The organism is Rhodococcus sp. JS3073 (assembly GCF_026810085.1).
In the GTDB taxonomy this organism is placed as follows: Bacteria; Actinomycetota; Actinomycetes; order Mycobacteriales; family Mycobacteriaceae; genus Rhodococcus_F; species Rhodococcus_F wratislaviensis.
Genome location: NZ_CP113951.1, coordinates 5400784 through 5412212, shown reverse-complemented (window position 1 = coordinate 5412212; position 11429 = coordinate 5400784). Strand labels below are relative to the sequence as shown.

The window sequence follows — 11429 nt, the reverse complement described above, 5'->3', positions numbered from 1 at the left end:
CGTCAGTCGACGAAGATCGACGGTTGGCGATCCTTCCACGGCGCCGCCTGCTCCAACTGCGCGGCCACCTGCAGTAGCAGATCCTCTCTGCCGGTGGCCGCGACGAGTTGGATCCCGATGGGGAGGCCCTCCCGGCTCAGCGCGAGCGGCAGGCTGATCGCGGGATTCCCGGACACGTTGAACGGTGCGGTGAACGCCCCGAACTCGAAGATGCGACGTAGCCACGAGCGCACGCTGTGCCGGGGATCGTCGTAGTCGAGGGTGCGGTGCGGCACCGGAAGCCCGGCGACGGTGGGTGTCACCAGCAGATCGAATCGGGTGAAGAACAGTCCGATGGACCGGGTCACCCGGTGCTGCGCGTCGAGTGCTGCCGCGACGTCGAGCGCGGTGAACGCCTGGGTCCTCCCGCAGCACCGTCCGCGAGACCGCCTCGAGCAGAGCGGGATCGGGTCTGCGTGGAGCGCGGAGGATCGCCGCGCCGGTGGCGATCGCAGTGAGGGTCGACGCCTCGACGACGTCCTCCGCGTCGAATTGCGGGCTGTCCTCGGTCACGGTGTGGCCGATCCATTCGAGGATCGTGCCGGCGGCGACCGTCGCCTCCGCTACCTGCATGTCGACGGAACTCCCGCCCCACGGCTCGGTGGTCAGGGCCACCCGCAGACGGCCGGGATCGGCATGCACCGCGTCGGCGTAAAGGCCGGACGGCGCCGGGGCGGCGTACTTTTCACCGACCGGCGGGGCGGCAACGGCGTCCAGCAGGTGGGCCGTGTCGCGGACCGTTCGGGTGAGGGCGAACTCGTAGATGTGCCCGAACCCGGCCTCGCCGACCAGTGGGCCGCAGGGGATTCGGCCGCGGCCCGGTTTCAGGCCGACAAGCCCGCAGCACGAGGCCGGCACCCGGAGCGAACCGGCGCCGTCGTTGCCGTGCGCCAGCGGAACCGCCCCGGCGGCGACGAGTGCAGCGGAGCCGCCGCTCGACCCGCCGGTGCCGCGATCGAGCGCCCACGGATTGCGTGTCGGCCCGTACCGCCGCGGTTCCGTCGCGAAGTTCAGCCCGAACTCCGGCGCTGTCGTCTGCCCCAGGGCCACCAGTCCGGCAGACCGGAACCTCGACATGAGTTCGTGATCCACCCCGGCGACCGCGCCGCGGATGCTGCGGCTACCGAGTGTGAACGGCACGCCTTTCGCGAACGGGCCACTGTCCTTGATGAGGAACGGCACCCCTGCCAGTGGACCGTCGGACCGGTGATCGAGAGCCGGGTCGAACAGCGGCAGGGTCAGTGCGCCGAGGTCGGCATCGGCCCGCGCGATCGCCGCACGCGCAACGGATTCGACCTCCGTTGCCGTCACCTCACCCGACCGGATCAGCTCACTCAGACCGACGGCGTCGAGCTTGGTGTACTCGTGCAGTTCCAGCGGTCCACTCCTCAGGTCGCGACGACCGTTCCAGTCTGACCGGGAGGGCGGTGCTGCGCGAGCGAATTTCTGCCACCGTCACGCGGTGATCGACAGCAGTTCCTGTTCGCGGAAGGCTCGCGGCGACACCCCGTACGTCTCCTTGAACAGCCGCGAGAAATGCGAGGAGTTGACGAGGCCGTATCGGGCACAGACGGTTCCGATGCTGTCACCGCGGAATCGGACGTCCTTGAGATCGCGGCGGCACTTCTCGAGCCTGCGATGCCGGATCCATCCGGCCACCGTGTGTCCGTCCGCCTCGAACATCTTCTGCAGGTGCCGCGTCGACACGTGGTGATGGGACGCCACCGTGGCGGTGTCGAGCGTGGGGTCGTGCAGCTGTGCGTCGATGAACGACTTCACACGCAGCAGCAGCGACGCGCCGGGCGCGATCGCGTCGGCGGGCGCCTCCGATTGCACCGCGGCACTGAGCAGGTCGAGCACGGCGTCCTCGACGAGGGGGGTCGTCGGCATGGTGCCGGTCACGACGGAGTGATGGAGGTTCGTCAGGAAGGGTGAGACGAGAGCGCCCATGCCGGTGCTGCCGTGGATGCGGCGCGCCGACACGGTGCCCAGCTCCCGCGAGGCGATGCGCAGTAATTCGCGGGGAAACATCAGCACGAACATGCTGAAGTCACCCGCGAAGTGCAGGTCGTACGGCTTGCTGGTGTCGTAGACGGCGAAGTCGCCGGGCCCGAGCACGGCCTCTCGATCGTCCTGGACGATGACGCCGCTGCCCGACAGTTGCAGGCCCACCTTCACCAGGCCGGGGTCGGACCGCTTGATCGACGTGCGGGTCCGGCGCACGTCGATCGCGTGTCCCCCGACCTCGCTGAGTTGCAGCCCGCCGAGCGCGGTGGTGCGCAGGGTCCCGGTGAAGTGTCCCGGTCCGTCCTCCGCCGTGGACACCACGGCGAGTGGGACGAACGCCGTGGAGACGGCCTGACGCCAGTACTCGAACTGCCCGTCGTCACGCGCGGGCCCACCACCGAGACGCACCTTCGATCACCTCACAGAGCGGAGCGGTTGTCGATCAGTCGACGTGCCTTACCGAGTGAGCGTTCGAGGTCGCCGGGAGCGACGACGTCGACCTTCACGCTCACGCCGATCCTATTCTTCACCAGCTTCTGCAGTTCACCCGCGGCCCGCGCGTGGTCGTCGATCGCGGAGTCGGGGCGCGATTCCACCCGCACGGTCAGCTCGTCCATGCGGCCCGGGCGGTCCAGGATGCACTGGAACTGCGGGGCCAGCGCCGGCACCGCCAGGATCAGTTCCTCGATCTGGGTGGGGAACAGATTCACTCCGCGCAGGATGATCATGTCGTCGGTGCGTCCGGTGACCTTCTGCATCCGCCGCACCGACCGCGCCGTCCCCGGCAGCAGCCGGGTGAGGTCGCGGGTGCGGTACCGGATGATCGGCATGGCCTCCTTGGTCAGGGACGTGAAGACGAGTTCGCCCTCCTCACCGTCGGGCAGCACCTCCCCGGTGACCGGGTCGATGATCTCCGGGTAGAAGTGGTCCTCCCAGATGTGCAGGCCGTCCTTCGTCTCGACGCATTCCATCGCGACACCCGGGCCCATCACCTCGGACAGGCCGTAGATGTCGACGGCGTCCATGTTCAGCTGCTTCTCGAGTTCGGTGCGCATCTCCTCGGTCCACGGCTCCGCACCGAACACACCGGTCCGCAGCGACGTCTTCGACGGATCCATGCCCTTCTTGATCATCGCGTCGACGATCGTGAGCATGTACGACGGGGTCACCATGATCGCGTCCGGCTCGAAGTCCTCGATCAGCTGGATCTGGCGGTCCGTCATGCCACCGGACATCGGGATCACCGTGCAGCCCAGCCGCTCGGCACCGTAGTGCGCGCCGAGGCCACCGGTGAACAGGCCGTACCCGTACGCGACGTGCACCTTGTCCGTCGGCTTCACCCCACCCGCCCGCAGGCTCCGCGCGACCAGGTCGGCCCAGTTGTTCAGGTCGCCGGTGGTGTAGCCGACGACCGTCGGGCGCCCGGTGGTCCCGGAGGACGCGTGGATGCGCGAGACCTTCTCCTGCGGCACCGCGAACATCCCGAACGGGTAGTTCGCCCGCAGGTCAGCCTTCGCCGTGAACGGGAACTTCGCCAGATCAGACAGGTCCTTCAGGTCGCTCGGGTGCACACCGGCGTCGTCGTACGCCTTCCGGTAATGCGGAACGTTGGTGTACGCGTGGAGAAGTGACCACTGCAGGCGTTCGAGTTGCAGCGATGAGATCCGGTCGCGCGTGGCGAACTCGATGTCCTGCGAGGGGGTGGCGATACTGGTCATTCTAGTCTCCGGGGTGTGCGGGCTGGGTATGGTCAGGCGTCGAAATCGACGGTCACGTCGTCGCTGACCGGGAAGGTCTGGCACGTGAGCACGAAGCCGGAGTCGACCTCGTAGTCCTCGAGCGCGTAGTTGCGGCGCATGTCCACGTCACCGCACGTGATCTTGGCGCGGCACGTTCCGCAGACGCCGCCCTTGCAGGCGAACGGAAGGTCCGAGCGGTACTTCTCGGCGGCATCGAGGATCGACTCGTCCCGCGGCAACGTCGCGGTGGTCGAGCGACCGTCCAGGACGAGGGTCACCTCGCTGCTCGGCCCGGTGACACCGGGTTCGCGGTGGGTTTCCATCGGCGGGGGGACGTCGTCGACGAAGAACAGTTCGTGGTGCACACGGCTCTTGTCGATCTGCAGCTCACCGAGAACCGTCTCGGCGTCGGTGACCATCCCGAACGGGCCGCAGAGCCAGAAGTGGTCGATGTCGGCGAGCGGCACGATGGACGTGAAGAGGGCACGCAACCGGTCGGCGTCGAGTCGCCCGGTGAACAGCTCGACCTCGCGGGGTTCGCGGGACAGCACGTGCACCACGTCGAAACGCGACCCGTACGTGTCCTTGAGATCGGCGATCTCCTCGGCGAACATCACCGAGCGGGTGCGCCGGTTGCCGTACAGGAGAACGACTTCGGCCTCGGGATTCGCGAGCATCGATGCAGCGATCGACAGCATCGGCGTGATGCCCGAGCCGGCGGCGATCAGCACGTGGCGACCGCCGGCCGCCGGGTCGGCGACGAACGTTCCGCTCGGGCCCTGCACCTCGATCCGGTCGCCGGGGCGGACGTCGCGCACGAGCCACGTCGAGAACAGACCGTCGGACACCTCGCGCACACCGACCCGCGGCGCGAAACCGGCAGGCGCGCAGATCGAGTACGAGCGCCGGTGTTCGACGCCGTCGATCGTCCGCCGCAGCGTGAGCGACTGTCCGGGACCGAACGCGAACTCGTCGGCGAGCTCGGCCGGAACGTCGAACGTGACCGCGACCGCGTCGTCGCACAGGGATTCGACGTCGGCGACGGTCAGGGTGTGAAATGCCCTGTTGCGCAACGCCGCACCGGGTTTCGGGGAGATCGCTGTGGTCATGGTCAGATTTCCTTCACGTGATCGAAGGGTTCGAGGCAGTCGAGGCACCGGTAGAGCGCCTTGCACAGCGTCGCCCCGAATTCCGAGTCGAGCCGGGTGTTCGCCGAGTGACACTTGGGGCACGCCACGGGTCGCGGCTTGACGGTGAGCGTCAACGGCACCGGACCCGAGGTGCGTCGCGGCGCGGGACCGGGTGTCGAGTAGCCGTTCTCGCGGAGCTTGCGCCTGCCGTTCTCGCTGATCCAGTCCGTGCTCCACGGCGGCGACAGGACGGTCCGGACCTCGACGCTGCCGAACCCCGCGTCCTGCAGGGTGTGCTCGATGTCGTCCCGCATGGTGGCCATGGCGGGGCAACCGGAATAGGTGGGGGTGATGGTCACGACCACCGAGCCGTCGGCGAGTTCCTCGACGTCGCGCAGGACACCGAGATCGGCGAGCGTGAGCATCGGCATCTCGGGGTCGAGGACCGATTCGGCGAGGCGGCGGGCGTCGCTGCGCACTGCCGTGGTCATGTCACCACACCCCTTCGGGATGTGCCCGGGCCACGCTCTGCATCTCGGCGAGCAGCAGTCCGAGCGTCTCGGTGTGCAGCCCCTGCCGGCCTGCCCGGCCGCCGACGGTGCCGACGGTCCGGCCGGTCGGTGCGGTGAGCTCGGCGGCATGCAGCACCTGCTCGAGCACGGAATCGAACTCCTCGCGCACGTCCCGCGGGTCGACCCCCACACCCACCTGTGCGAGCGCGAGCTCCTCGGTGGTCGGGGCGAACAGTTCCTCGACGTACGGCCACACCCGGGCGAGGGCGTCGACCATCCGCGACTTCGACTCCTCCGTGCCGCAGCCGAGCGTCACAACCCAGCGGGCCGCGTAGTCGCGGTGGTAGGTGAGTTCCTTGACGCCCTTCACCGCGACCGCGGCGAGGACCGGATCCCGGGACGTGCGGAGACGATCGAACAGCGCGAGACGCCACGTCGAGAACACCAGCAGTCGCGTGATCGACTGGGCGAAGTCGCCGTTGTCGAGTTCGGCCAGCCGGGTGTTGCGGAACCGGTTCTCGTCCCGGAAGAACGCGAGCGCGTCCTCGGCGGGAATCGGGCTCGTGTCCGAGATGAACGGCACGACCGACGCATCCGCCGCGGCCGCACGGGCGAGCAGCAGTCGCGCCTGACCGAGCAGGTCGAGTCCGACGTTCGCGAGCGCGACCTCCTCCTCGAGTTCCGGTGCGCGCGTGCTCCACTCGGCGAGACGCTGCGAGCTGATCAGCGCATCGTCACCGAGCATCAGGCAGTAGCCGGCCAGCGCGGAGAGGTCGACGTCCTCCGGAACCGTGGTGTCGACGCCGGCGAGCGGGTCGTCGAAGCTGGTGCCGAACGCCCACTGGCCGTGGCTGTCTTCGTCGACGAGGCCTTCGTAAGCATTGTCGTGGTCGGTCATCGTCAGCCTCACATGTGGGGAACGTTGTCGGGGATCTCGTAGAACGTGGGGTGCCGGTACACCTTGTCGCCGCTGGGCGCGAAGTAGGGATCCTTCTCCGACGGGCTGGACGCCACGATCGAACTGGACCGCACCACCCAGATGCTCACGCCCTCGTTGCGGCGGGTGTAGACGTCCCGGGCGTGCCGGACGGCCATCTCGTCGTCCGCGGCGTGCAGGGATCCGACGTGGACGTGGTTGAGTCCGCGCTTGCCGCGCAGGAACACCTCGTACAGGGGCCAGTCCGCGCGCACTGCATTGTCGTCCGTGCTCATCGTGCGTTCTCCTTGCTGCTCTCGCGGCGGGCGAAGGCCGTCGCGGCCTCCCGCACCCACGCCCCGTTCTCGTGTGCTGCCCGCCGGTTGGCGACGCGCTCGACGCTCGACGCGCCGTTGCCCTTGATCACCTGCATGAACTCGCTCCAGTCGGGCTCACCGAAGTCGTGAGCGCCGCGCTCGGCGTTCCACTTCAGGTCCGGATCCGGGAACGTCACGCCGAGCACCTCGGCCTGCGGGATGGACATGTCGACGAACCGCTGACGGAGTTCGTCGTTGGTGTGCCGCTTGATGCGCCACTTCATGGACTGCTCGGAATTGGGCGACTGATCGTCCGGCGGTCCGAACATCATCAGCGCCGGCCACCACCAGCGGTTCACCGACTCCTGCACCATCTCGCGCTGGGCGTCGGTGCCGCGCATCATCGTCATCAGCAGTTCGAAGCCCTGACGCTGGTGGAACGACTCCTCCTTGCACACCCGGATCATCGCCCGCGCGTACGGCCCGAAGGAGCTGCGGCACAACGGGACCTGGTTGCAGATCGCGGCGCCGTCGACGAGCCAGCCGATCACGCCGACATCGGCGTAGGTGAGCGTCGGATAGTTGAAGATCGAGGAGTACTTCTGCTTGCCTTCGATCAGCTTCTCGGTGAGGTCGGCGCGATCGGCGCCGAGCGTCTCGGCCGCCGAGTACAGATACAGGCCGTGCCCGGCCTCGTCCTGGACCTTCGCCATGAGGATGGCCTTGCGACGCAGCGACGGCGCGCGGGTGAGCCAGTTGCCCTCCGGCTGCATGCCGATGATCTCCGAATGCGCGTGCTGCGCGATCTGCCGGATCAGCGTCTTGCGGTAGCCGTCGGGCATCCAGTCCCTCGGCTCGACCCTCTGGTCGGCTGCGATGGTGTCATCGAAGAGCTCTTGCAGCTCATCGGGAGCGTGTGACGTGGTCATATGTCCTACCTCTATTACCGAATGATCGGTTGGTATCAAGTATGCATGTCAGCCCCCGCCCACACAAGGGCGGGAGCCGAATTACGTCAGTGGCCTTCGAAGGTCGGCGCGCGTTTCGCGAGGAACGCGTCGACCGCGCTGCGGTGATCCTTCGACCGGCCGAGCTGCTCCGCGGCCTCGCGCTCCCGCTCGAGCGCCTCCGACAGCCCGCTCGACGCCGCCGAGACCAGCGCCTTGACCTGCGCATACGCGGCCGTCGGACCGTCCGCGAGCTTCCGCGCCAGCGCGGCGGCCGCGTCCCCGAGTTCGGCGTCGGGCACCACCCGGTGCACCAGGCCCCAGTCCAGCGCCTGCGCCGCAGTGAACCGGTCGCCGAGCATCATCAGCCCGGTCGCCCGGCTCGGTCCCAGCGCCTGCACCAGGGTGTGGCTCAGCCCGGAGTCACCGGCCAGCGCGATCCCCGTGAACGCCGTGGCGAATTTGGCGCCCTCCCCGGCGATCCGGATGTCGGCGGCCAGGGCGATGCCCAGCCCCGCCCCGACACAGGCACCGCCGACCGCGACGACGACCGGGACGCGAACCTCGGCCAGCGCCCGGAGCAGCGGGTTGTAGTGCTCGGCGACGGTGTCCATCGCGTGCGCGGCGTCCGCCTCGAGCCCGGCGACGTGCTCGGCCAGGTCCTGGCCGACACAAAAGTTCTTCCCCTCCGCCTGCAGCAGCAGGGCACGCACGCTGTCGTCGGCGGCGACCTTCTCCACCGCCGCCAGCAACTGTTCCTTCACCGCACGGTCCAGGGCGTTGGACGCGCCTGCGCGGCGCAGGGTGATGGTGGCCAGTCCCGCATCCACGGAAAGTCCGACCACGTCGTCAGTGCTCATGAGAATGTGCCTCCTGCTGGTTGTGGTGTGCGTGGCCCGTCAGGACCAGGTGAAGAACCCCTGGCCCGTCTTCCGGCCGAGTTCCCCGTTGGCGACCTTCTCGCGCAGCAGCGCGGGCGGTGCGAACCGGTCGCCGAGCGTCTTCGCGAGGTGCTCGGCGATCGCGAGCCGGACGTCCAGTCCGACCAGATCAGTGGACCGCAGCGGCCCCATCGGGTGGCGGTAGCCCAGTTCCATGGCCCGGTCGATGGACTCGGCGTCGGCGACGCCTTCCTCGAGCATCCGGATCGCCTCGAGCCCGAGGCACACGCCGAGTCGGCTGGTCGCGAAGCCCGGGGAATCGTTGACCAGCACCTCGGTCTTGCCGAGCTGGGCGACCCATTCCCGGACCCGGTCGACGACACCGGCGTCGGTTGCGGGGGCGCGGACGATCTCGACGAGCGTCGACGCCGGAACCGGATTGAAGAAGTGCATGCCGATCAGCCGCGCCGGGTCGTTCAGCGCCGCCCCGAGGCCGGCGATGGAGATCGAGCTGGTGTTGCTGGCGATCACCGTCGACGGGTCGACCGTCTTCTCGACGAGCGAGAGCACGGACAGCTTGAGGTCCACCAGTTCGGGCACCGCCTCGACCACCAGATCCAGGGCCGGCGGAAGCGCATCGGGGGCGGCCACCGTCGACACCCGTGCGAGGATCGTCGCGGGATCGACGTCGCCGAGTTTGCCGCGTTCGTGCGCGCGGTCGAGTCCGTCGGACACCCGCTTCAGGGCCGCCTGCCGGTCGCCGCTCTCGGCGATGGTGACCGTGGATCCGAGGGTGGCGAAGACCTGCGCGATGCCCGCGCCCATCCGGCCGCCGCCGACCACGCCGACGTTCTTCGGTGCTGTGCTCGTCATCTCTTCTTCTCCAGAAACGCAGTCATGCGGTCGTGTTTGTCGCGGCTCTCGAACAGCACCGCCTGGGCGATGTCGTCGGCGAACGGGTGCGAGCCCGGTGCGTCGACGATCATCTTCGTGAGCTTGAGCGCCAGCGGCGCCGAACGTGTGATGCGGTCGATGACCTTGTGCGCAGCATCGATGTGCTCGCCGGGTGCGACGACACTCATGACGAGCCCGCTGCGCAGCGCGTCCTGCGCGTCGAGGTTCCGGCCGCCGAGGAGGACCTGCTTGGCGACGGACTTGCCGACCAGTTCCGGCAACCGGTAACTGGCCCCGGCCGCGGCCATGATGCCCAGCCCCGGCTCCGGATTCCCGAAGACCGCGGTCTCGGTGGCGATGCGGATGTCGCAGGCGTAGGACAGTTCGGCGCCGCCGCCGAGCGCGTACCCGCTCACCGCGGCCACGGTGGGCAGCGGCAGCTTCGCGATACGGTCGAACAGGTTGCGGTTGATGCCGGCGAACGCCTCGTCGCGGCCGCGCTCGCGCAGTTCGGCGATGTCGGCGCCGCCGGCGAAGTGGTCGCCCTCGCCGGTCAGCAGCATCGGCTTCGGCGTCGCCTCCAGCGACGCGCACACCTCGTGCAGTTCGGCGATCATCTCCGCGTTGATCGCATTGCGCTGCGCGGGACGGTGCAGCGTGACCACCATGCGGTCGTCGCGGTCCTCGATCTTCAGTGTGTTCACGGCGCCTCGATCAGCATCGCGACGCCCTGGCCGACGCCCACGCACAGCGTGGCCAGTCCGCGGCGGGCGCCTTCGCGTTCCATCCGGCCGAGCAGCGTCAGCAGGATGCGCGCACCCGAGCAGCCCAGTGGGTGGCCGAGTGCGATCGCGCCACCGTCCGCGTTGACGATCGACTCGTCGAGCTTCAACTGCCGGATCACACCGAGCGACTGCGCCGCGAAGGCCTCGTTGAGTTCGGCGGCGCCGAGGTCGGAGATCGACCAGTTGGCGCGGGCGAGGGCCTTGCGGGTGGCCGGGACCGGGCCCAGACCCATGACGTTGGGGGCGATGCCCGCGCTGGCGCTGGTGACGATGCGGCCGCGGACGGTCAGGCCGTACTTCTCCACCGCCGCCTCGCTCGCGACGACCAGGGCCGCGGCGCCGTCCGAGAGCGACGACGACGAGCCGGCGGTCACGATGCCGTCCTTGCGGAACACCGGTTTCAGCGAACCCAGCTTCTCCAGCGTGGTTCCCCGCCGCGGGGTTTCGTCGGCGGTCAGTTCGCCGTCGCGCACCGGCACGGGCACGATCTCGCGATCGAACCGGCCGGCGTCGACCGCCGCGATCGCCCGCTCCTGGCTGCGGAGCGCGAAGGCGTCGCTCTCGGCGCGGGTGATGCCCTCGAGCGCGGCGACCTCCTCGGCCGTCTCGCCCATCGACAGCGTCACCTTGCGGACGTCCGGTCCGGCCCCGGCCGGAACGTCGCGGTCGGCTGCGGTGAACCGCGGGTTCGTGAAGCGCCAGCCCAGCGAGGTGTCGGCCACCTCTCCCGGGCGTGCCCACGGGGCGCCGGGCTTGGCCATCACCCAGGGTGCGCGGGTCATCGATTCGACGCCGCCGGCGATCACGATGTCGGCCTCGCCGCTGCGGATGGTGTGCGCGGCCGACGCGACGGCGGTCAGACCGCTCGCGCACAGCCGGTTCACCGTGTAGCCGGGAACGCTGTCGGGCAGGCCCGCGAGCAGCACGGCCATGCGGGCGACGTCGCGGTTGTCCTCGCCGGCCTGGTTGGCGGCACCGAGGATCACCTCGTCGACGGCGTCGCCCGGGATCCCGGCCCGGCGGGCGGCCTCGGCCACGACGAGACCGGCAAGGTCGTCGGGGCGCACTCCTGCGAGCGCTCCGCCGTACCGACCCTGCGGGGTACGGGCTCCGTCCACCAGAAACACTTCGGCCACAGTCTTCTCCTTCACGGGGGTGCCGTCTATTAATAACCGAATCTTCGGTCGGTACGCAAGAGGAGGTAGCGTACGAAAAGTTGCGATCCTCCCTTGACAACCAGCGGCAGAAGCGACGATTCTGTT

At 69.0% G+C, this 11429-nt stretch carries 12 protein-coding genes and 1 pseudogene; all 13 read right to left on the bottom strand.

Features of this window, described 5'->3' with window-relative positions; translation table 11 throughout:
• Nucleotides 1-2: 2 nt before the first annotated feature.
• A complete protein-coding gene (locus tag OYT95_RS24385) occupies nucleotides 3-347 on the bottom strand; it encodes an amidase family protein (RefSeq protein ID WP_268789345.1) in 345 nt (114 codons plus the stop codon).
• A gap of 181 nt (nucleotides 348-528) precedes the next feature.
• Nucleotides 529-1221, bottom strand: a pseudogene (locus OYT95_RS44720) (amidase); the annotation flags it as partial.
• Nucleotides 1222-1494: 273 nt separating this feature from the next.
• On the bottom strand, nucleotides 1495-2454 hold the full coding sequence (locus OYT95_RS24375; protein WP_268789343.1) for a helix-turn-helix domain-containing protein: 960 nt from the start codon (nucleotides 2452-2454) through the stop codon (nucleotides 1495-1497).
• An 11-nt stretch (nucleotides 2455-2465) separates the two neighbouring features.
• Complete coding sequence (gene paaK, locus OYT95_RS24370; protein ID WP_268789342.1) at nucleotides 2466-3764, bottom strand: phenylacetate--CoA ligase PaaK; 1299 nt, start codon at nucleotides 3762-3764, stop codon at nucleotides 2466-2468.
• 32 nt (nucleotides 3765-3796) lie between these two features.
• The gene (gene paaE / locus OYT95_RS24365; protein WP_268789341.1) at nucleotides 3797-4894 is read right to left on the bottom strand and encodes a 1,2-phenylacetyl-CoA epoxidase subunit PaaE; all 1098 of its coding nucleotides are present in this window, start codon (nucleotides 4892-4894) and stop codon (nucleotides 3797-3799) included.
• Nucleotides 4895-4896: 2 nt separating this feature from the next.
• A complete protein-coding gene (gene paaD, locus OYT95_RS24360; protein WP_037231085.1) occupies nucleotides 4897-5406 on the bottom strand; it encodes a 1,2-phenylacetyl-CoA epoxidase subunit PaaD in 510 nt (169 codons plus the stop codon).
• A 1-nt stretch (nucleotide 5407) separates the two neighbouring features.
• Nucleotides 5408-6325, bottom strand: a complete 918-nt coding sequence (gene paaC / locus OYT95_RS24355; RefSeq protein ID WP_037231363.1) for a 1,2-phenylacetyl-CoA epoxidase subunit PaaC — start codon at nucleotides 6323-6325, stop codon at nucleotides 5408-5410.
• Nucleotides 6326-6333: 8 nt separating this feature from the next.
• Nucleotides 6334-6639: a 1,2-phenylacetyl-CoA epoxidase subunit PaaB gene (gene paaB, locus OYT95_RS24350; protein WP_009475635.1), complete on the bottom strand. Its 306-nt coding sequence runs from the start codon at nucleotides 6637-6639 to the stop codon at nucleotides 6334-6336.
• Nucleotides 6636-7589 (bottom strand): 1,2-phenylacetyl-CoA epoxidase subunit PaaA, encoded by a 954-nt coding sequence (gene paaA / locus OYT95_RS24345; RefSeq protein ID WP_268789339.1) that lies wholly within the window; start codon nucleotides 7587-7589, stop codon nucleotides 6636-6638. Before paaA ends, paaB begins: the two co-directional genes overlap by 4 nt.
• A gap of 86 nt (nucleotides 7590-7675) precedes the next feature.
• Nucleotides 7676-8467, bottom strand: a complete 792-nt coding sequence (locus tag OYT95_RS24340; RefSeq protein WP_268789338.1) for an enoyl-CoA hydratase-related protein — start codon at nucleotides 8465-8467, stop codon at nucleotides 7676-7678.
• A 39-nt stretch (nucleotides 8468-8506) separates the two neighbouring features.
• Complete coding sequence (locus OYT95_RS24335) at nucleotides 8507-9361, bottom strand: 3-hydroxyacyl-CoA dehydrogenase family protein (protein WP_037231080.1); 855 nt, start codon at nucleotides 9359-9361, stop codon at nucleotides 8507-8509.
• Nucleotides 9358-10086, bottom strand: a complete 729-nt coding sequence (locus OYT95_RS24330) for an enoyl-CoA hydratase/isomerase family protein (protein WP_037231078.1) — start codon at nucleotides 10084-10086, stop codon at nucleotides 9358-9360. Before OYT95_RS24330 ends, OYT95_RS24335 begins: the two co-directional genes overlap by 4 nt.
• Complete coding sequence (locus OYT95_RS24325) at nucleotides 10083-11303, bottom strand: thiolase family protein (protein WP_268789337.1); 1221 nt, start codon at nucleotides 11301-11303, stop codon at nucleotides 10083-10085. The genes OYT95_RS24330 and OYT95_RS24325 overlap by 4 nt, the downstream gene beginning before the upstream one ends.
• Between the last annotated feature and the right edge of the window lie 126 nt (nucleotides 11304-11429).

What these genes read in the sequence shown, in the direction of transcription:
- paaC (WP_037231363.1), bottom strand. Translation starts at nt 6,325, where the DNA reads ATGACCGACCACGACAATGCTTACGAAGGCCTCGTCGACGAAGACAGC.
- paaK (WP_268789342.1), bottom strand. Translation starts at nt 3,764, where the DNA reads ATGACCAGTATCGCCACCCCCTCGCAGGACATCGAGTTCGCCACGCGC.
- paaD (WP_037231085.1), bottom strand. Translation starts at nt 5,406, where the DNA reads ATGACCACGGCAGTGCGCAGCGACGCCCGCCGCCTCGCCGAATCGGTC.
- OYT95_RS24340 (WP_268789338.1), bottom strand. Translation starts at nt 8,467, where the DNA reads ATGAGCACTGACGACGTGGTCGGACTTTCCGTGGATGCGGGACTGGCC.
- paaE (WP_268789341.1), bottom strand. Translation starts at nt 4,894, where the DNA reads ATGACCACAGCGATCTCCCCGAAACCCGGTGCGGCGTTGCGCAACAGG.
- paaB (WP_009475635.1), bottom strand. Translation starts at nt 6,639, where the DNA reads ATGAGCACGGACGACAATGCAGTGCGCGCGGACTGGCCCCTGTACGAG.
- paaA (WP_268789339.1), bottom strand. Translation starts at nt 7,589, where the DNA reads ATGACCACGTCACACGCTCCCGATGAGCTGCAAGAGCTCTTCGATGAC.
- OYT95_RS24335 (WP_037231080.1), bottom strand. Translation starts at nt 9,361, where the DNA reads ATGACGAGCACAGCACCGAAGAACGTCGGCGTGGTCGGCGGCGGCCGG.